The organism is Streptomyces sp. NPDC002889, from assembly GCF_042888425.1.
GTDB lineage: Bacteria > Actinomycetota > Actinomycetes > Streptomycetales > Streptomycetaceae > Streptomyces.
Genome location: NZ_JBIAPT010000018.1, coordinates 86,856 through 105,668, shown reverse-complemented (window position 1 = coordinate 105,668; position 18,813 = coordinate 86,856). Strand labels below are relative to the sequence as shown.

Here is an 18,813-nt window from a genome sequence, read left to right as displayed (position 1 = left end):
TCGCCCTGCCGACACGGCGCACCCGTGCCCAGTGTTCCCCCGAAATGGTCAGCGTCAGCATTAACGGAAACGTCACACCTGACGGTGTGTGCGGGCCGCGCGGGCACGGTGCGGATCCGAGCAGTCGTTGCGGCTGCCCGAAGCGGTGGTTGAGGGGATGACGGCGGTGACCTCGGTCGCCTTGACGCTCGTCCGGACGGCGACCTTGTCGGCAATGCCGGGTTCGACGGCGGCCTCGGGGGTGATCTCTGCGGGCCTACGCCACGGACCCTATGCGCCCCACCGGTTCAGGAGGTCCGTCGTGGTGGATCGGGGTGTGCGCTCCCGTGAGCGAGACGCCGCTGCCGCCGCGGCGGCCCGCGACGATCTCCGCGCCGATGGACAGCGCCGTCTCCTCCGGCGTACGGGCGCCGAGGTCGAGCCCGATCGGCGAGCGGAGCCTGGCCAGTTCGAGCTCGGTGACACCTGCCTCACGCAACCGCTTGTTGCGGTCCTCGTGGGTGCGGCGCGAGCCCATCGCGCCGATGTAGGCGACCGGAAGCCTGAGCGCCAGCACCAGCAGCGGTACGTCGAACTTGGCGTCGTGGGTCAGGACGCAGAGCACGGTCCTGGCGTCGACCTCGGCCGACGCCAGATAGCGGTGCGGCCAGTCGACGACGATCTCGTCCGCGTCCGGGAAGCGGGTCCTCGTCGCGAAGACGGGGCGCGCGTCGCAGACGGTGACGTGGTAGCCGAGGAACTTGCCCACCCTGACCAGCGCCGACGCGAAGTCGATCGCTCCGAAGACGACCATCCGGGGCGGGGGGACGCTCGACTCGACGAGCAGGGTCAGCGGGCGCCCGCAACGACTGCCTTCCTCACCGATCACGACCGTGCCGGTGCGGCCGGCGTCGAGCAGCGCACGGGCCTCGCCCGCCGCGGTGCGGTCCAGTTCCGGGTGGCCGCCGAGCGAGCCGTCGTACGTGCCGTCGGGCCGTACGAGCAGGGCGCGGCCGGCCACGTCCGCCGGGCCGTCGGTGATCCGTGCGACCGCCGCCGCCGCCCCTCGGGCGGCGGCGGACAGCGCGGCTGCGAACACCTCCCGGGCGGGGGCGTCCGCGGGGACCGGGGTGATGAGGATGTCGATGACGCCACCGCAGGTCAGGCCGACGGCGAAGGCGTCCTCATCGCTGTAACCGAAGCGCTCGAGCACGGTCTCGCCGTCCTGGAGCGCCGTTAGGCACAGGTCGTACACCGCGCCTTCCACACACCCTCCGGAGACCGAACCGATCGCCGTGCCGTCGCTGTCGACGGCGAGAGCGGCGCCCGGCTGCCGGGGTGCGCTGCCGCCGACGGCCACCACGGTGGCGACGGCGAACGAACGGCCCTGCTCGACCCACCGGTGCAGCTCTTCGGCGATGTCCAGCATCTCGGTCTCCTCAGGAGTGAAGGGGGTGCGGAGGGCGACGGCGGGGTGTGATCCCCGGGTGTTACCTGACTCCCAGCCAGCCCTCGATCGGGTGCAGGGCGAAGTAGGCGAGGAAGACGACGGCGAGGACCCACATGAGCCAGCCGACGTCACGCGCCTTGCCCTGGACGGCCTTGATCAGTACGTGGGCGATGACACCGGCCGCGATGCCCGCGGTGATGGAGTAGGTGAAGGGCATCAGCACCGTCGTCAGGAAGACCGGGATCGATGTCGCCGAGTCGTTCCAGTCGATGTGCTTGGCGTTCGACATCATCATCGAGCCGATGACGACGAGCGCCGCGGCCGCGACCTGGGTGGGGATGACCTGGGCGAGCGGGGTGAAGAACAGGCAGAGCGTGAAGGCGAGGCCGGTGATCACGCTGGCGAGACCGGTACGGGCTCCGTCGCCGACGCCCGCGGTGGACTCGACGAACACCGTCTGGCCGGACGCGCCGGCCACGCCGCCGAGCGCACCGCCCGCGCCGTCGATGGCCAGGGCCTTGTTGAGGCCGGGCATCCGGCCCTTGTCGTCGGCGAGGCCCGCCTGCTGGCCGATGCCGATGATGGTGCCCATGGCGTCGAAGAAGCCGGCCAGCACCAGGGTGAAGACGATGACTCCGACGGTGATGCCGCCGACGCTGCCCATCCCGGAGAAGGAGACGCTGCCGAACAGCCCGAAGTCCGGGGTGCTCACGATCGAGCCGGCGATCTCGGGGGCGTTCAGTCCGCCCCAGGCACTCTTGTCGAGCCCGGCGAACTGGTGGACGAGCGCCGCGAACACGGTGCCGCCGACGATGCCGATGAGGATGGCGCCGGGGACCTTGCGGACCTGCAGCAGGAAGATCAGCAGCACGGTGACGGCGAAGCAGAGTACGGGCCAGCCGGTGAGCATGTCGCTGGTCCCGAGCTGGATCGGCTTGGCACCCGAGATCCCGCCCTCGCCGGGCATGGAGGTGACGAAGCCGGCCTGGACCAGGCCGATGAGACAGACGAAAAGGCCGATTCCCATGGTGATGGCGTGCTTCAGCGCCAGCGGGATGGCGTTCATGATCAGTTCACGTAGACCGGTGACGACGAGCAGGACGATCACGGCGCCGTAGATGACGCACATGCCCATCGCGTTTTCCCAGGTCATCTCGGGCGCGACCTGGAATGCCATGACGGCGGAGACGCTCAGTCCCGCGGCAAGGGCGAGGGGGACGTTGCCGACGATGCCCATCACGATGGTGGTCGCGGCGGCGGCGAAGGCGGTCGCGGTGGTCAGCTGATCACCGTCGAGCCTGTTGCCGGCCACATCGGGCACCGACAGGATCACCGGGTTGAGCAGGATGATGTACGCCATCGCCATGAAGGTGGTGATGCCGCCACGCACCTCCCGCCCGACGGTCGACCCTCTCTGGGTTATGTGGAAGTACCGGTCGAGCCAGGACCGGCCGGCGGGCTGGAGAGTTCCTGCGCCGGCTTCTTCCGCCGTCGTCCTCGGCTCAAGGGACTGCTGGGTCATTGTGCCTACTCCCAAGGTTCACAGGGGCACCCGCCTGAATCTTGCGGCGGCGGGATTTGGGATGGTGCGTTGGCGCACGACCCGGGGGACGGCCCGAGACGAACTGGCACTGCGGGGTACTGCTCGTACTGCCGGATGGTGCTGTGGCCGCGAGCGGTGCGGCCTGTCGTCTCCGGGCGGCGCGGCCCGGCGGGGAAAGGTGACGTTCCCTGGATGCCTGGCGCGCACCGCCCGGAGAGTTCATGGGGTCAGGTGCCGGTGAGGTGCTCGGGGCGCACCGGCGTCCGGTTGAGCTCAAGCCCCGTCGCGTTCCGGATCGCCGCGAGGACGGCCGGGGTCGACGACAGGGTCGGGGCCTCGCCGATGCCACGCAGTCCGTACGGCGCGTGCTCATCGGCCAGCTCGAGCACGTCGACGGGGATGGTCGGCGTGTCGAGGATCGTGGGGATCAGATAGTCCGTGAAGGAGGGGTTGCGCACCTTCGCGGTCTTCGGGTCGACGATGATCTCCTCCATGACCGCGACGCCCAGGCCCTGGGTGGTGCCACCCTGGATCTGGCCGACGACGGACAGCGGGTTGAGCGCCTTGCCGACGTCCTGGGCGCAGGCCAGCTCGACGACCTTCACCAGACCGAGCTCGGTGTCCACCTCGACCACCGCGCGGTGTGCGGCGAACGAGTACTGGACATGACCGTTGCCCTGACCGGTCCGCAGGTCGAAGGCCTCGGTGGGCCGGTGGCGCCACTCGAGCTCGACGTCGACAGCCTCGCCTTCGAGGACGTCCACCAGGTCGGCGAGCACCTCGCCGCCGTCGGTGACGACCTTGCCGCCCTCGAGCAGCAGCTCGGCGGTGGCCCAGGCGGGGTGGTACGAGCCGAACTTGGCCCGCCCGATCTCGAGGACCTTCTCGCGCACGGCCTCGCATGAGTTCTTGACCGCACCGCCGGTGACGTAGGTCTGCCGGGAGGCGGAGGTGGAGCCGGCGGAGCCGACCTGGGTGTCGGCCGGGTGGATGGTCACCTGGTTGACACCGAGCTCGGTGCGGGCGATCTGCGCGTGGACGGTGACACCGCCTTGGCCGACCTCGGCCATCGCGGTGTGCACGGTCGCGACCGGCTCACCGCCCACGACCTCCATCCGCACCCGGGCGGTGGAGTAGTCGTCGAAGCCCTCGGAGAAGCCGACGTTCTTGATGCCGACCGCGTAGCCGACGCCTCGTACGACGCCCTCGCCGTGGGTGGTGTTGGACAGTCCGCCAGGCAGCTCGCGTACATCCGCGTCACCGTCGGCGACCTCCCACTGGCGCTCCGGCGGCAGTGGCCTCGCCTTCACGCGGCGCAGCAGCTCGGCGACGGGGGCCGGGGAGTCGACCGGCTGCCCGGTCGGCATGATCGTCCCCTGCTCCATGGCGTTGAGCTGCCGGAACTCGACCGGGTCCATGCCCAGCTTCGCCGCGAGCTTGTCCATCTGGGCCTCGTACGCGAAGCACGCCTGGACGGCGCCGAAGCCGCGCATGGCGCCGCAGGGCGGGTTGTTGGTGTAGAGCGCGATGGCCTCGATCTCGACGTCGTCGACGACATACGGGCCGACGGCGAGCGAGGAGGCGTTGCCGACGACTGCCGGGGAGGCCGACGCGTACGCGCCGCCGTCCAGGACGATCCGGCACTTCATGTGCGTGAGCTTGCCGTCCTTGGTGGCGCCGTGCTCGTAGGAGAGCTTCGCCGGGTGCCGGTGGACGTGTCCGAAGAAGGACTCGAACCGGTTGTAGACGATCTTGACCGGCTTGCCGGTGCGCAGCGCGAGCAGACAGGCGTGGATCTGCATCGACAGGTCCTCGCGACCGCCGAACGCGCCGCCGACGCCGGAGAGCGTCATCCGCACCTTCTCCTCGGGCAGCCCGAGTACGGGGGCGATCTGGCGGAGGTCCGAGTGCAGCCACTGCGTGGCGACGTACAGCTCGACGCCGCCGTCCTCGGAGGGGACCGCGAGGCCGGACTCGGGACCGAGGAACGCCTGGTCCTGCATACCGAAGGTGTACTCCCCCTTGACGATCACGTCGGCGCGCCGGGCGGCAGCGTCGGCGTCGCCGCGGATGATCGGCTGGCGGTGGAGGATGTTGGGGTGCGGGACATGGCCGACGTGGTGGTCGTCGCGGCCCTCGTGGACCAGGATCGCGTCGGACGCGGTCGCGGACGCCTCGTCCGTGATGACGGGCAGCTCGGCGTAGTCGATCCTGATCTTCGCGGCGGCGCGGCGCGCGGTCTCCGGGTGGTCGGCGGCGACCAGGGCGACCGGCTCGCCGTGATGGCGGACCTTGCCGTGGGCGAGCACCGGGGTGTCCTGGATCTCCAGGCCGTAGTTCTTCACCTCGGTGGGCAGGTCGTCGTAGGTCAGCACGGCGTGGACACCGGGCATCGCGACGGCCTCGGTGATGTCGATCGATCTGATCTCGGCATGGGCGACCGTGCTGCGCAGGGTGTGACCCCACAGCATGTCCTCGTGCCACATGTCGGAGGAGTAGGCGAACTCGCCGGTCACCTTCAGGGTGCCGTCCGGGCGCAGCGTCGACTCGCCGATGCCTCCCCTGGTCTTCGACCCCTGGGAGATGTTGGTGGGGGTGCCCGCCGGAGAGGTGGTGACCCGTGGATGCAGCGCCATCGTCAGACCGCCTCTTCCTGACGGTCCTGACGGGCGGCCGCGAGGCGGACCGCGTCGAGGATCTTCTCGTAACCGGTGCAGCGGCAGAGGTTGCCGGACAGTGCCTCGCGGATGTCCGCGTCGGAGGGCTCGGCGTTGCGCTCGAGCAGCTCGTCCGCGGCGACCAGCAGGCCGGGGGTGCAGAAGCCGCACTGCACGGCGCCGGCGTCGATGAACGCCCGCTGGATCGGGGAGAGCTCGGTGCCCTCTCCCGTCCGCGAGTCGCCGGCCCCGGCGGGACGAGCGCTCCACCGCTGGGCGTCCTGCAACGAGGTGCCTCCCCCACAGCGCTCCGCGCCGGGGTGGGGCCCCCATGCGCCGGCGGTGCATCCGCCGTGCTCGTCACGCTGCTTGGCGTAGTCGGCCAGGCCCTCGACGGTGACGACCTCGCGGCCCTCCACCTGGCCTGCGGCGACGAGGCAGGAACAGACGGGTACGCCGTCCAGGCGGACCGTGCAGGAGCCGCACTCGCCCTGCTCGCACGCGTTCTTCGAACCGGGCAGGCCCAACCGCTCACGCAGGACGTACAGCAGGCTCTCGCCCTCCCAGACGTCGTCCGCTTCCTGCCGGCGTCCGTTGACGGTGAAATTCACGCGCATGGCTTATGCAGCTCCTTCAAGCGTGCGGGCGGTGCCGCGGTACTGCTCCCAGGTCCAGCCGAGGGTGCGGCGGGCCATGATGCCCACCGCGTGGCGGCGGTACCTGGCGGTGCCGCGCACGTCGTCGATCGGGTTGCAGGCACCGGACGCGAGCTCCGCGAACTGCTTGGCGATCGACGGGGTGATGATGTCGCCGCTCTCCCAGAATCCGCCTTCTTCGAGCGCCGCGTTCAGGAAGTCCTCGGCGGCCCGCGCGCGGACCGGGGTCGGGGCCGCGGAGCCGATGCCGGTGCGCACGGTGCGTGTCCCGGGGTGCAGCGCGAGACCGAAGGCGCACACCGCGATCACCATGGCGTTGCGGGTGCCGACCTTCGAGAACTGCTGGGGGCCGTCGGCCTTCTTGATGTGGACGGCCCGGATGAGCTCGTCGGGGGCGAGTGCGTTGCGCTTGACGCCGGTGTAGAACTCGTCGATCGGGATGAGCCGGCTGCCGCGCACCGATTCGGCCTCGACCTCGGCGCCCGCGGCGAGCAGGGCCGGGTGGGCGTCGCCGGCCGGGGACGCGGTGCCGAGGTTGCCTCCGACGCCGCCGCGGTTGCGGATCTGCGGGGACGCGACGGTGTGCGAGGCCAGGGCCAGACCGGGCAGTTCGGCGCGCAGGTGCTCCATGATCCGGGTGTACGGAACGGAGGCACCCAGCCGGACGTTCTCGCCACCGACCTCCCACTCGCTCAGCTCGGCGATGCGGTTCAGGTCCAGGAGGTACTCGGGCCGACGGTGGTCGAAGTTGATCTCGACCATCACATCGGTGCCACCCGCGATGGGGACAGCCGTGGGGTGCTCGGCCTTTGCGGCGAGCGCCTCCTCCCAGCTGGCGGGGCGAAGGAAGTCCATGAGTGGCTCTCTTCCAGTAATCGGGGTCGGTCGCCGCAACGGGCCCGGGACGGCCGGCCCTCGATTGGTTGTTCACGTCCTGTTAATGCGGTGTGGAGTCAGTACACAAGGCGCGATCCGCCCGGTGCAGTCACCGAAACCATGAAGGAGTTGGCTGGCCACCTCTTTTGTCTTGTAGATTCGAACGAAAGGCGAGGAGCGGCAACCTCACCGTTTTCCCCTGGAAACGGTGGCCACGGGGCACCGCCCACAACGAGACAGATCGGCGGCGACGAGATGCGGCTGCGCGCACTGCTGGAAACCGATGCGCTGGGCCTGCGGCTGCTCGGCGGCGAGGACGAGCTCGACCGCGGCGTGCGCGGCGTGATGACCACCGATCTGCGGGACCCCAGCCGCTATCTGTCCGGCGGCGAGCTGGTGCTGACCGGGCTCGCCTGGCGGCACTCGCCCGAGGACTCGGAACCGTTCGTACGCATCCTGGCGAACGCACAGGTCGCGGGACTGGCGGCGGGCGAGGCGGAGCTCGGGGACATCCCCGAAGACCTCGTCCAGGCGTGTTTGCGCCACCGGCTGCCACTGTTCGCGGTGAACGAGTCCGTTGCATTCGCAACGATCACCGAGTACGTGGTACGGCAGGTCTCCGGGGAACGGGCCGGTGATCTTGCGGCTGTTGTGGACCGCCACAGACGGCTGATGACCTCGGGTCCGGCGGGCGGCGGACCCGACGCGGTTCTGGACCTGCTCGGCTCCGACCTCGATCTGCGGGCCTGGGTGCTGTCCCCCACCGGACGGCAGATCGCGAACGCGGGGGATGCGCTGCCGCCCGAGGTGAGCGCCAGGCTCGCGGGCGAGCACCTGGCCGCCACCCGCACCGGCCGCCGGGCCCCGCACCGGGTCGCGGTCGACGGGGTCACGTACTCCCTGTTCCCGATCCGGAACACCGGGCGCGGGGCCGGCCCCGCCTCCCGGGATGTGCGCGAGACGATCCTGTCTGACTGGCTGCTGGCCGTCGAGGCGGACGCGGGCGACTGGCCTGCCGCCCGCCTCGATCTGCTGCAGGGCGTCACCCAGCTGATCGCGGTCGAACGGGACCGGCGCGATGCGGCCCGTACGGTACGGCGCCGCCTCGCCCAGGAAGTCCTGGAACTCGTCCAGGCGGGCGCCGCGCCCGCGGAGATCGCGGCCCGGCTGCGGGTGGCCGCGCCGGTGCTGCTGCCCGGCCTCGGTACGGCGCCGCACTGGCAGGTCGTCGTGGCCCGCGTCGACTGGGCGGCCGGGCCGGCCGGAGCGGCGGTCGAGTCCGGTGCGATCGCCCAGTCGCTGCTGGAGGAGATCCTCGTCGACCCGTCGGCGGCCGGGCCCGACTCCGCCGACCGGATCGCCGTCGCCCACACCGGCGACGAGGCGATCGCGCTGGTGCCGCTGCCGGCCATGAGCCTCGGCCTCGTCATGGACCCGGACGCCGACGCCGAACCGGGCACCGGGGAGGGCGCGGCGGAGGCCGGGCTGCACGCGGACGCCCTGCTGGAGTCCGTACGCACCCCCCTGTCGGCCGGCCTCGCCGACGACGGCCGCCTCACGCTGGGCGTCAGCGCGGCCGTGCACTCGGCGGACGGCCTGCGCGGCGCCCTGGAGGAGGCCCGCCACGCGCGCCGCGTGGCGGCGGCGCGCCCCGGCCGGGTCTGTGCGGCCGGCCACCACGAACTGGCCTCCCATGTCCTGCTGCTCCCGTTCGTCCCGGACGACGTCCGTCGCGCGTTCACGGCCCGCCTGCTGGACCCACTGCGTGACTACGACCGCCGCCATCGCGCGGAGCTGATCCCGACGCTCGAAGCGTTCCTCGACTGCGACGGCTCCTGGACGCGATGCGCCGCACGCCTGCACCTGCACGTGAACACGCTGCGCTACCGGGTGGGCAGGATCGAACAACTGACGGGCCGCGACCTGTCACGCCTGGAGGACAAGCTGGACTTCTTCCTGGCCCTGCGGATGAGCTGACGCTGCCCGCCCCGCGGTGCGGGCGACGGGTGACACGGCGTTCGGTACGCGCAGCCGCCGTGCACCGCGCGCGCCCGCTTCCCACCACGGCCCGTGTGAGCTACGGCTTCGCACCGCGTAGCGCACGGGACGTGCCACCACACCCGCATCCGAGACACCCCCGCGGCGCGGCCGGCCGCTGACACGGCGAGCGGGGCGCGCACTCGGCGATGCGCAGCCGCCGCGCACCGGGCGCGGGGCGTCGGCCCCCGCGACTTCGGGGGCTCCGGGGCGCAGCCCCGGTTTCGGGAAGGGGCGGGGTGGGGAAGTTCCCCGCCACCACGCCCACCCGCCCGCGCCACCACACAAACACGCCACCGCCCGCCGCCAGTTGCGGCCGTCACCCCTGGGGGTCATCGCGAGATCCATCGTGTTGACGGCCAGGCATCCGCCCTGGTGAGGGCCCTCCCCGTGCCCGTACCGCTCAACCACGGGGCTGCCGCGTCCCCCTCAGCCACCGAAAGATTGTGAACTGATTCACCAGACCTCTTGGTCAGGCGTGCCTGTCCATGCTGAAATGCCGTCTGACCCAACAGCTCAATGGCGTGCTCGGGGAGGGCAAGTGGCGCATACCGCCATGTCTGGTTCCGGAACCACAGCAGGTGACGATCCACTCCAGACCGCGGTATGGCGGCTGCGTTCGCGCGGCTGCTGGACCGACGCGGCGGCGCTGCTCGCACCCCTCACCGCGGACCCCGCGGCCGCACTCGAACGCGCGGGACTGCTCGTCGAGCGCTGCCTGTTCACCGGCGAGGGCTGGGCGGATGCGGAGGACGCGCTGCGCACCGCGGAGGCCGTGGCCCGTGACGACGAGGAACGCGGCGGCGCGGCCTCCGAGCGCGGCCGGCTGGCCTACGCGGCGACCCGGCTCTCCGTACGCGACCGGGCCGACGAAGCCCGTTCGGCGCTCGGCAGGGCGGCGGCGCTGCTGGCCCCGTCCTCGCCCGGCCGTCCGCTGCTGGACTTCCGGCGGGGCCTGGTCGCCGAGCACCTCGCCGACTCGCCGCAGGCGGCCCGCGCCGCCTACGAGCGCGCCCACGCGGGAGCGACCGCGCAGGGCGACCCGCTGCTGATGTCCTTCACCTGGCAGCAAAAGGCCGGACTCGCCTTGCAAGAGGGCGAGTTGGCCGAGGCGCGGCACGGTTTCGGCGAATGTCTGCGCCTCCGCGAGGATCTCGGCTATCTGATCGGCACCGCACCCGCACTGGCCGGACTCGCCGACTGCGAGCCGGAGCCGGAGGCGACGCGGCTGCGGACGGAGGCGGCCCGGCTGTTCCGGCTGCTGGGCGGGGTACCGGTATGGCTGGCCGCACAACTGGCGACGGCACCCGACCCGCACACGCCGACCGAGCCCGAACCCGCCGCGTGACACGGGAGTACGTGTGAAGACGCGCCGCAGGGAAGGCGACGTCCCGGAGCCACGGTCGCGCTGGGACGAGATCACGACGGGCCTGTGGGTCGGCGGCCATGTCTGGTCGGTCGCCGACCGCGCGCACCAGGACGTGGTCGTGGAGCGCGAGTTCGACCTCGTGATCAGCCTGTACACCCGCGCCGGCCACGGCCCGGCCGACGGAGTCGAGCACCATGTCGCCCCCATCCCGGACGACTGGCTGACCGCGGAGGAGATCGACCGCGTCCGCGGGCTGGCCGTCGTCGCCGCGGACGCCGTACGGGCGGGCAGAAGGGTGCTGGTGCGCTGCTACTCCGGCTACAACCGCTCGGGCCTGGTCGCCGCGCAGGCCCTGATCGAGTTGGGCCACGACGGCGCGGGAGCCATCGACCGGGTGAGACTCCGGCGTTCGCCGTGGGCCCTGCACAACCTGGCGTTCGAGCAGTACCTGTTGACGGGCCTGGATGTCGCGTCCCTGCTGTCCGGCCTGGAGCCGCCACCCGAACGCCGCTGATCAGACCAGCCAGGCGAACACGCGCTCCGGGTTCAGCATCAGCACCAGCAGTCCGATCGCCACGACCACCCAGAGGAAGCCCCGGACGCGGCTGCGCCGCTTCGGCGCCTGCCGCGCGGGCCAGGCCCGCCACCCGTCCGGCTCGGCCCGCACAGGAGCTTTGCCCCGACGGGCCCATCGCCGCACCCTCCCCTGCTGCCTGGCGGCCTCCTCGTCGGCACGCCGCAGGCGCTCGGCCACCAGCCGCGCCCGCGCGGACGGTTCCTTGGGCGCGGCGAGCCGTGCGGGCCCTTCGCTCTCCATCTGGAACTTCGTCCACTCCTCGTCGGGTATGGACGACCCCGGCAGGTCCCCGTTCATGGCTTGCCCCCCGCTCACCGATCGACTGTTCGGCCGCACAGAGTAATGCAGCTTTGGCCAAGCATCAGCGTTGAGTAGCGGATGGCGCCCGAGCCTGGCCGAGACGCGACACCCGTGGCGTGATACACCCGCTCGGCTCACCGCCACGCGTAGCAGCCATCATCAGGGGGCAGGCATGGCGGGGTTGACGGGCAGCGCCGGAAACGGACCGCACCGGGGCTTGTGGGGGCCACCGGCGCCCTCTTCGTGGCCGAGGTGGTCGGTGCGTGGTCCGATCGGTCGGGCGTCTTGCGGTTGCCGGCGCAGCTCTTCCATCACCCCTTGCTGTTCGGCTGCTCGGCACCGGCATTCCCCGGCGGCGAGCTGCGCCGTGTTCACCACCGTGCGGGGAGGAGAGGGCGGAGATGATCGACCCCGTGTGGCGGGTCGATGTCCACGAAGGATCCTGGCTGAGCGAACGGCGCCGGCAGGTGGCCCACTTGAACGGTGATGCCGCCGACGGATATCCGACCGGCGCGTCCTGGGCAGGGCCCGACCGGAAACGGCTCGTCACCGGAAACGGCGAGGACCGCCAGGTTCCCTCACTCTCCGAGGACGGAAAGCCTGAACGCACGGTCTCGATCGGCCGGTAGCCGTCCTCAGACCTGCGAGCCCCTGAAGTGCTCCCGTACCAGCGCCTGGACCACCGTCACGTCCTGGGCGATCAGGGCCTCCAGCAGCGCCATGTGTTCCGCCGCGTCCGCGACCAGGTCGGCGCGCCGGGTGACGGGGGCACTGGTCAGGGGCCACTGGGAACGGCGGTGCAGGTCGTCCGCGATCGTCAGCAACTGCTGGTTGCCGGCCAGCGCCAGCACGGCCCGGTGGAAGGCGCGGTCCTTCTCCGCGTACCCGGCACGGTCGCCGGTCGCCGCCGCCACGGCCGTCGCCTCGGCGAGCGGGCGCAGCGAGGTCCAGCCCGCCGCGGGGACCGTACGGGCCAGACGGAGCATGACCGGGACCTCGATCAGGGCCCGGACCTCGGCCAGTTCGGCCAGTTCACGGGGACTGCGCCGGGCGACGCGGAAGCCTCGATTGGGGACCACCTCGACCGCGCCCTCGACAGCCAGTTGCTGCATCGCCTCGCGTACCGGGGTCGCGGAGACGCCGAAGCGTGTCCCGAGCGCGGGGGCCGAGTAGACCTCGCCCGGGGTCAGGTCGCCGTCGACGAGGGCGGTGCGCAGGGCCTCGAGGATCTGGCCGCGCACGGAATGGCGCTGCACCGTGTGCGGGGCGGGCGGCTCGCTGTGGGTGTGTTCCCCACGGGCCTGCTCCGGTATGCGGGGACGGGTCGTGCCCGCCTGCTCGGGGACGCGTGCGCAGGCGTGCGGCTGCGTCGCGGCGGCATCGCGCGCTCGGGCCTGCTCCACTCGTCTCCTCTTCCTGCCGGGTCGGCGGGCCCTGCTCACTCCGGCGGGCCCCGTGTGCACGATAGGCGGACGGGACCGCAGTTCAAACCTTCGCAACGTCGGGTAAGGTAAGGCTAACCTCCTAACGATCGCGATTTGGTGGTCCCCGGCATGATGCTTCCCGCTGCGCCCCCCGCCCTCGCCTCACCCGTCGGCAGCGCCTACGCGCGGCTGACCGAGGCTTTCCCCGGGCTGCGTGTCGACGAGCTGCGGGACGACGAGACGGCTCCCGCCGGCGCCGGCTGGGTGGGTGCCGAGGAGCTCGCGGCAGGCGGTCCCGGCCTCGACGCGTTCCTGGCCTGGGACAGCGCCCAGGTGCTGCGTGACCACGGCCGACAGGCCCGCCCCGATGTCGTCGCCGGCTTCGGACTGCACCGCTACGCCTGGCCGGCCTGCCTGCTGTTCACCGTGCCGTGGTTCCTGCACCGCCGGGTGCCGCGGCTGCGGGCCCGGGATGTCGCCTTCCACCGGACGCTGGGGCGGATGACGGTACGGGTGCGGGAATTCGCGTGCCTGCCCGGCGACCCGGCCGCCGGGCTGCCCGGCGCCCGGATCGCCTCGGACGAGGAGGCGCTGCGCGCCGAGGTGCGCACGGCCGTCGCCGAGCACATCGGGCCCGTCCTGGACGGCTTCGGTCCGCGGATGCGGCGCGGCAGGCGCGCACTGTGGGGCATGGCGACCGACGAGGTCGTCGAAGGACTGTGGTACATCGCACATCTGCTCGGCGAGGAGCGCCGCGCGGTCGAGGAGCTGGAGCAGCTGCTGCCGGGCACCACCGAGCCGTACGTCGGCGCCGCATTTCGCGAGCTGACGGGCCCGAGCGGCGAGCAGCTGCCGACCCGTGACCGGGCGAGCTGCTGCCTCTTCTACACCCTGCGCCGCGAGGACACCTGCATCACCTGCCCGCGCACATGCGACGCCGACAGGGTCGCCCGGCTGCAGCAGGCGGGCTGACTCCCCTCGATTCCCCGCGGCCCTTTCGATGGCGCGAAATCGAACTGAACTCCAAGTGTTCATACGGCAGTTCGAGGAGTTCGTGCCTATCTGCGCACCGTACGGCCCCGTTGGCGGGCTCTTGCTCCGAAACCCCCTGGGCGCACGGCCGCTTCGGCCAATATGGGCGGCCGAACCGCCCTACGCGACGCAAGGGACACCGCAACATGAGACTGACCGACATATCGCTGGACTGGCTGCTTCCGGGCGGCGTGATGCTCGTGGGAGTCCTGGCGGCTGTGACGGTACTCGCGCGCGGCAAGCGCTTCGGCGACAAGGCACCGGCCGACGATTCCTGGGAACGCAGCGAGGAGCGCCGACGCCGCAAAGAGGCGGTCTACGGCATGGCCTCGTATCTGCTCCTCTTCTGCTGCGCCGCGGTCGCCGCCGCACTCTCCTTCCACGGCCTGGTCGGCTTCGGCCGGCAGAACCTCAATCTCTCCGGGGGCTGGGAGTACCTGGTCCCGTTCGGACTCGACGGCGCGGCCATGTTCTGCTCGGTCCTCGCGGTGCGCGAGGCCAGCCACGGCGACGCGGCGCTCGGCTCGCGGCTGCTCGTGTGGTTGTTCGCGGGCGCGGCCGCCTGGTTCAACTGGGTCCATGCGCCACGGGGGCTGGGTCATGACGGAGCGCCGCAGTTCTTCGCGGGCATGTCGCTCTCGGCCGCGGTGCTGTTCGACCGTGCACTGAAGCAGACCCGCCGGGCCGCGCTGCGCGAGCAGGGACTGGTACCCCGTCCGCTGCCGCAGATCCGGATCGTACGGTGGCTGAGGGCGCCCCGGGAGACGTTCGCCGCCTGGTCGCTGATGCTGCTGGAGGGCGTACGCACCCTGGACGAGGCGGTCGACGAGGTGCGTGAGGACCGCCGCGAGAAGGAGCAGAACCGGCTGCGCCGTCGTGGCCGGGAGAAGCTGGAGCGCGCCCAGCTGAGGGCGTACAACCGGCAGCACCGGGCCTGGGGGCTCGGCCGGGCCGGCCGCCCTGCCGAACTTCCCGCGCTGAGCTCCGCGACCGGCACCGCGCAGAGCGCGGGGTCGGTCGTGGAGCCTGCCATATCCGAGCCGGCGCCACTACCGGGAAACGTCCCGGTACGCCACCGGCCCTCACTGCAGGCGGTGCGGCCGACCGGCGGGGCTGAGCCCCGCACGGTGGACCTCACCGCCGAGGACGACACGATGGCACTGCCGCGTCTGGATTCGCTCGAGCGCAAACTCAAGGATCTGGAGCAGCAGTTCGGCTGACCCCGGGTCATATGACGGAGGGCCGGTCCGATGGTTTCAGACCGGCCCTCCGTGCAATTCGAACCAGATCACCTTGCCCACCCCATGGGTGGTGCGGACCCCCCAGGCGTCCGCGAGGCTCTCCACCAGGACCAGTCCCCGGCCGTGCGTACCGAGATCGGCGTTGGGCACGTGCTGCGGCACCGGCAGCCCGGCCATGAAGTCCCGTACCTCCACATGGAGTGTGTCGGCGGCGACGGTTGCGGTGAACACCGCGCCCTGGTCGGTGTGGATCAGCGCGTTGGTCACCAGCTCGCTCGCCAGCAGCTCCGCCACATCGGCCACGTCCGACAGAGTGACCTCGGTCTCAGGCTTCGCCGGATGTCGCACCAGTAGGTCGCGTAATGCATGTCGCACTTCGGGTACAGCGGTGAGATCCCCGTTTCCCAGTCTGCGGTGCAGACGGCCGTGCGATCCCCCGCAACCATGACGCCCCGTCATTTTCCCCCACTTGCCCGTCGGAACGAGTTGTCGCTTCGTATGCGTTCACGGGATGCATGCCCGCAGCGGGGAACACCACTCATGGGATTCGCCGAGAGGAATCGTGATGCATGACGACCGCACTTTGGTGGAGGGTCGGCTGGAACGTGCCCTGCGCCAGTTCATCCGTCCGGCGCAATACGCTGCCCGGACACCGCTCACCCTCGCCGTCTGGCATGCACCCGGGGAGCCGGTGCCCGTCGCAGAGGCGCTGAGGGGTTCGTACGAACCGTTCGCGACCGGAACCGAATGGGGAGCCCCGTGGTCCACCAGCTGGTTCCGGCTGGACGGCACCGTGCCCGAGGAATGGGCGGGACGGCGGGTGGAGGCGGTCATCGACCCCGGATTCACCGGCGACGGCCCAGGGTTCCAGGCGGAAGGGCTGGTCCACGACGCCTCGGGCGTGCCCCTCAAGGGCATCCATCCGCGCAACCGGCACATCCCCGTCGCCGCGCCCGCCGCCGGCGGCGAGGACGTGAGCCTGCTGCTGGAGGCGGCGGCGAACCCGGCGGTACTGCGCGACTTCGAGCCGACCCCGCTGGGCGATGTGCTGACCGCGGGCGACCGGCCGCTGTACCGGTTCGCCTCCGCGGATCTCGCCGTGCTGGACGAGACGGTGTGGCATCTGGTCCTGGACATCGAGGTGCTCTCGGAGCTGATGCGTGAGCTGCCCGCGGACCGCTCACGCCGGCACGAGATCCTCAGGGCTCTGGAGAACATGCTCGACGCGCTCGACCTGCACGATGTGGGAGGCACGGCGGCCGCAGCCCGCGCCGAGCTGGCCGATGCGCTCGCCAGGCCGGCGGCGCCGAGCGCCCACCGCATCTCGGCGGCCGGGCACGCCCATATCGACTCGGCGTGGCTGTGGCCGCTGCGCGAGACGGTACGCAAGGCCTCGCGTACCTTCGCCAATGTCACGGCGCTCGCCGCCGACTACCCCGAACTGGTCTTCGCCTGTTCCCAGGCCCAGCAGTACGCCTGGGTCAAGGAGCATCAGCCGCACATCTGGGAGCGCATCAAGAAAGCGGTCAGGGAGGGCCACTGGGCTCCGGTCGGGTCCATGTGGGTCGAGTCGGACGCCAATATGCCCGGCGGTGAGGCACTGGCCCGGCAGATCGTGCACGGGAAGCGGTTTTTCGCCGAGGAACTGGGTGTGGAGACCAAGGAGATCTGGCTGCCGGACTCCTTCGGCTACACCGCGGCCTTTCCGCAGCTGGCCGAGCTGGCCGGGGTGAAATGGTTTCTGACGCAGAAGCTCTCCTGGAACCAGTCGAACAAGATGCCGCACCATACCTTCTGGTGGGAGGGCATCGACGGGACGCGGGTGTTCACGCATTTCCCGCCGGTGGACACCTACAACGCGCAGTTCCATGCCGCCGAACTGGCACATGCGGAGCGCAATTTCGCGGACAAGGGGCGGGCGACCCGCTCGCTGGTGCCGTTCGGGTGGGGCGACGGCGGTGGCGGGCCGACGCGGGAGATGATGGAGAAGGCACGCAGGCTGCGGGACCTGGAGGGCTCGCCCCGGGTCACGGTCGAGAAGCCGTCGGCGTTCTTCGCTGCGGCCGAGGCGGAGTACGGGGCGGCCGCGCCCGTCTGGTCCGGCGAGCTGTATCTGGAGCTGCACCGGGCGACGTACACGACGCAGGCCAGGACCAAGCAGGGCAACCGGCGCAGTGAACACCTGCTGCGCGAGGCCGAGTTGTGGGCAACGGCGGCCGCCCTGCGCAATCCCGCCTATGCGTATCCGTACGACGCGCTGGACCGGATCTGGAAGACGGTGCTGCTGCACCAGTTCCATGACATCCTGCCCGGCTCGTCGATCGCCTGGGTGCACCGGGAGGCGCGGGACACGTACGAGGCGGTGCGGGCGGAGCTCGAGGGCGTGATCGCGACGGCCGTGGCCGGTCTCGGCGGGAGTGGTGATGCGGCACCGGCGGCGCTGAACGCGGCACCGTACGCCCGCGCGGAGCCCGTCGAGTTCGACGCGGCCCAGGTGCCGGAGGGGGTGGAGACCCAGGCGCTGTCCGACGGGCGCGCGCTCGCGGCCGTCACTGCGCGCCCCCACTCCCCCGGCGAGTACGGCAGCTCGGGGCAGCCACCGGTCCGGGCCGACGCCGGGGCGGGCACCATCACACTCGAGAACGAGTGGGTCCGGGTGGTCGTCGACAGCGACGGGCTGTTCTCGTCCGTGTACGACCTCAAGCAGCGCCGCGAGGTGCTGACGCCCGGCAGCCGGGGCAATCTGCTTCAGCTGCATCCCGACCACCCCAACCAGTGGGACGCCTGGGACCTCGACCGGCACTACCGCCGCAAGCACACCGATCTGACCGACGCCGAGTCGGTCGAGCTGGTGGAGGAGGGCCCGCTGCGCGCGGCGGTCCGGGTCGTCCGTGCCTTCGGCAGCTCGCGGATCACCCAGGAGATCCGCCTCGCACAGGGCCGCCGTATCGACATCGTCACCGACGTCGACTGGCAGGAGTCCGAGAAGGTCCTCAAGGCGGCCTTCCCGCTCGACGTCCATGCCGAACGGTCCACCGCGGAGATCCAGTTCGGCCATGTGCACCGGGCCACGCACGACAACACCGGCTGGGACGCCGCCCGGTTCGAGATCTGCGCCCACCGCTGGCTCAGAGTCGCGGAGCCCGAGTACGGGGTCGCGGTGCTCAACGACTCGACGTACGGCCACGACGTGACCCGGACCCCGCACGAGGCGGGTCTTGGCACGACCGTACGGCTCACCCTGCTGCGTGCCCCGCACAGCCCGGATCCCCGGACCGATCTGGGCACGCACCGGTTCACCTATGCCCTGCTGCCCGGTGGCACCCTGCCCGAGGCGGTGCGGGGCGGCCTGGAACTCAATCTGCCGTTGCGCGTCGCCGCGGTGCCGCCTGCCGGGCCGCTGGTGGCCGTCCCGAACCCCGCGATCACTGTGGAGTCCGTCAAGCTCGCCGAGGACCGCAGCGGAGATGTGGTCGTGCGGCTGTACGAGTCGGGGGGCAGCCGCGCCGAGTCCGTGCTCAGCGTGGGATTCCCCGTCGTACGGGCGCAGATCACCGATCTGCTGGAGCGACCGGTCCAGGAGGCGGAGACGGGTGAGGAGGGACTTGTTCTGCGGCTGCGGCCGTTCCAGATCCTGACGCTGCGGCTCACGCCCGCGTGAGCGCGCCGCGC

General features: G+C 71.4%; 15 protein-coding genes. 7 read left to right on the top strand and 8 right to left on the bottom strand.

Annotation, left to right across the window (positions count from 1 at the left end; all coding sequences use genetic code 11):
• Window positions 1-256: 256 nt before the first annotated feature.
• The 5 genes from ACFYWI_RS25875 to ACFYWI_RS25855 all read right to left on the bottom strand — a co-directional run bounded on the left by ACFYWI_RS25875 (window position 257) and on the right by ACFYWI_RS25855 (window position 7,140).
• Complete coding sequence (locus ACFYWI_RS25875; RefSeq protein ID WP_389236903.1) at window positions 257-1,408, bottom strand: XdhC family protein; 1,152 nt, start codon at window positions 1,406-1,408, stop codon at window positions 257-259.
• A 61-nt stretch (window positions 1,409-1,469) separates the two neighbouring features.
• Window positions 1,470-2,951, bottom strand: coding sequence for an NCS2 family permease (locus ACFYWI_RS25870; RefSeq protein WP_389236901.1), 1,482 nt, complete (start codon window positions 2,949-2,951; stop codon window positions 1,470-1,472).
• Between the two features lie 248 nt (window positions 2,952-3,199).
• Window positions 3,200-5,608, bottom strand: a complete 2,409-nt coding sequence (locus tag ACFYWI_RS25865) for a xanthine dehydrogenase family protein molybdopterin-binding subunit (RefSeq protein WP_389236899.1) — start codon at window positions 5,606-5,608, stop codon at window positions 3,200-3,202.
• A 2-nt stretch (window positions 5,609-5,610) separates the two neighbouring features.
• The gene (locus ACFYWI_RS25860) at window positions 5,611-6,246 is read right to left on the bottom strand and encodes a (2Fe-2S)-binding protein (protein ID WP_389236897.1); all 636 of its coding nucleotides are present in this window, start codon (window positions 6,244-6,246) and stop codon (window positions 5,611-5,613) included.
• Between the two features lie 3 nt (window positions 6,247-6,249).
• Window positions 6,250-7,140, bottom strand: a complete 891-nt coding sequence (locus tag ACFYWI_RS25855) for an FAD binding domain-containing protein (RefSeq protein WP_389236895.1) — start codon at window positions 7,138-7,140, stop codon at window positions 6,250-6,252.
• Between the two features lie 276 nt (window positions 7,141-7,416).
• Between ACFYWI_RS25855 and ACFYWI_RS25850 the strand changes: the two genes are divergently transcribed.
• The 3 genes from ACFYWI_RS25850 (at window position 7,417) to ACFYWI_RS25840 (ending at window position 11,081) form a co-directional block, all read left to right on the top strand.
• A complete protein-coding gene (locus ACFYWI_RS25850) occupies window positions 7,417-9,138 on the top strand; it encodes a PucR family transcriptional regulator (RefSeq protein WP_389236893.1) in 1,722 nt (573 codons plus the stop codon).
• 616 nt (window positions 9,139-9,754) lie between these two features.
• Window positions 9,755-10,546 carry a hypothetical protein gene (locus ACFYWI_RS25845; protein ID WP_389236891.1) on the top strand — a complete coding sequence of 264 codons (792 nt, stop codon included), beginning with the start codon at window positions 9,755-9,757 and terminating at the stop codon, window positions 10,544-10,546.
• Between the two features lie 13 nt (window positions 10,547-10,559).
• On the top strand, window positions 10,560-11,081 hold the full coding sequence (locus ACFYWI_RS25840) for a protein phosphatase (RefSeq protein ID WP_389236889.1): 522 nt from the start codon (window positions 10,560-10,562) through the stop codon (window positions 11,079-11,081).
• Here the strand turns inward: ACFYWI_RS25840 and ACFYWI_RS25835 are convergent, their stop codons facing one another.
• Window positions 11,082-11,441 (bottom strand): hypothetical protein, encoded by a 360-nt coding sequence (locus tag ACFYWI_RS25835; protein ID WP_389236887.1) that lies wholly within the window; start codon window positions 11,439-11,441, stop codon window positions 11,082-11,084.
• Window positions 11,442-11,845: 404 nt separating this feature from the next.
• On the opposite strand from ACFYWI_RS25835, the gene ACFYWI_RS25830 reads away from it, so the two are divergent.
• Entirely contained in the window at window positions 11,846-12,073 is a 228-nt protein-coding gene (locus tag ACFYWI_RS25830) for a hypothetical protein (protein WP_389236885.1), read from the top strand.
• Window positions 12,074-12,079: 6 nt separating this feature from the next.
• Here ACFYWI_RS25830 and ACFYWI_RS25825 read toward each other — a convergent pair whose 3' ends face one another.
• A complete protein-coding gene (locus tag ACFYWI_RS25825; RefSeq protein ID WP_389236883.1) occupies window positions 12,080-12,847 on the bottom strand; it encodes a GntR family transcriptional regulator in 768 nt (255 codons plus the stop codon).
• A 150-nt stretch (window positions 12,848-12,997) separates the two neighbouring features.
• Here ACFYWI_RS25825 and ACFYWI_RS25820 point away from each other — a divergent pair, with 150 nt between their 5' ends.
• Window positions 12,998-13,840 carry a (2Fe-2S)-binding protein gene (locus ACFYWI_RS25820; RefSeq protein ID WP_389236881.1) on the top strand — a complete coding sequence of 281 codons (843 nt, stop codon included), beginning with the start codon at window positions 12,998-13,000 and terminating at the stop codon, window positions 13,838-13,840.
• A 206-nt stretch (window positions 13,841-14,046) separates the two neighbouring features.
• Window positions 14,047-15,120, top strand: coding sequence for a DUF2637 domain-containing protein (locus tag ACFYWI_RS25815; RefSeq protein WP_389236879.1), 1,074 nt, complete (start codon window positions 14,047-14,049; stop codon window positions 15,118-15,120).
• A 36-nt stretch (window positions 15,121-15,156) separates the two neighbouring features.
• On the opposite strand, the gene ACFYWI_RS25810 is transcribed toward ACFYWI_RS25815, so the two are convergent.
• The gene (locus ACFYWI_RS25810) at window positions 15,157-15,600 is read right to left on the bottom strand and encodes an ATP-binding protein (RefSeq protein ID WP_389236877.1); all 444 of its coding nucleotides are present in this window, start codon (window positions 15,598-15,600) and stop codon (window positions 15,157-15,159) included.
• 106 nt (window positions 15,601-15,706) lie between these two features.
• Here ACFYWI_RS25810 and ACFYWI_RS25805 point away from each other — a divergent pair, with 106 nt between their 5' ends.
• Window positions 15,707-18,802, top strand: coding sequence for an alpha-mannosidase (locus ACFYWI_RS25805; RefSeq protein WP_389236875.1), 3,096 nt, complete (start codon window positions 15,707-15,709; stop codon window positions 18,800-18,802).
• The last annotated feature ends 11 nt before the right edge of the window (window positions 18,803-18,813 follow it).

What these genes read in the sequence shown, in the direction of transcription:
- ACFYWI_RS25875 (WP_389236903.1), bottom strand. Translation starts at nt 1,408, where the DNA reads ATGCTGGACATCGCCGAAGAGCTGCACCGGTGGGTCGAGCAGGGCCGT.
- ACFYWI_RS25870 (WP_389236901.1), bottom strand. Translation starts at nt 2,951, where the DNA reads ATGACCCAGCAGTCCCTTGAGCCGAGGACGACGGCGGAAGAAGCCGGC.
- ACFYWI_RS25865 (WP_389236899.1), bottom strand. Translation starts at nt 5,608, where the DNA reads ATGGCGCTGCATCCACGGGTCACCACCTCTCCGGCGGGCACCCCCACC.
- ACFYWI_RS25860 (WP_389236897.1), bottom strand. Translation starts at nt 6,246, where the DNA reads ATGCGCGTGAATTTCACCGTCAACGGACGCCGGCAGGAAGCGGACGAC.
- ACFYWI_RS25855 (WP_389236895.1), bottom strand. Translation starts at nt 7,140, where the DNA reads ATGGACTTCCTTCGCCCCGCCAGCTGGGAGGAGGCGCTCGCCGCAAAG.
- ACFYWI_RS25850 (WP_389236893.1), top strand. Translation starts at nt 7,417, where the DNA reads ATGCGGCTGCGCGCACTGCTGGAAACCGATGCGCTGGGCCTGCGGCTG.
- ACFYWI_RS25845 (WP_389236891.1), top strand. Translation starts at nt 9,755, where the DNA reads ATGTCTGGTTCCGGAACCACAGCAGGTGACGATCCACTCCAGACCGCG.
- ACFYWI_RS25835 (WP_389236887.1), bottom strand. Translation starts at nt 11,441, where the DNA reads ATGAACGGGGACCTGCCGGGGTCGTCCATACCCGACGAGGAGTGGACG.
- ACFYWI_RS25830 (WP_389236885.1), top strand. Translation starts at nt 11,846, where the DNA reads ATGATCGACCCCGTGTGGCGGGTCGATGTCCACGAAGGATCCTGGCTG.
- ACFYWI_RS25820 (WP_389236881.1), top strand. Translation starts at nt 12,998, where the DNA reads ATGATGCTTCCCGCTGCGCCCCCCGCCCTCGCCTCACCCGTCGGCAGC.
- ACFYWI_RS25815 (WP_389236879.1), top strand. Translation starts at nt 14,047, where the DNA reads ATGAGACTGACCGACATATCGCTGGACTGGCTGCTTCCGGGCGGCGTG.
- ACFYWI_RS25810 (WP_389236877.1), bottom strand. Translation starts at nt 15,600, where the DNA reads ATGACGGGGCGTCATGGTTGCGGGGGATCGCACGGCCGTCTGCACCGC.
- ACFYWI_RS25805 (WP_389236875.1), top strand. Translation starts at nt 15,707, where the DNA reads ATGCATGACGACCGCACTTTGGTGGAGGGTCGGCTGGAACGTGCCCTG.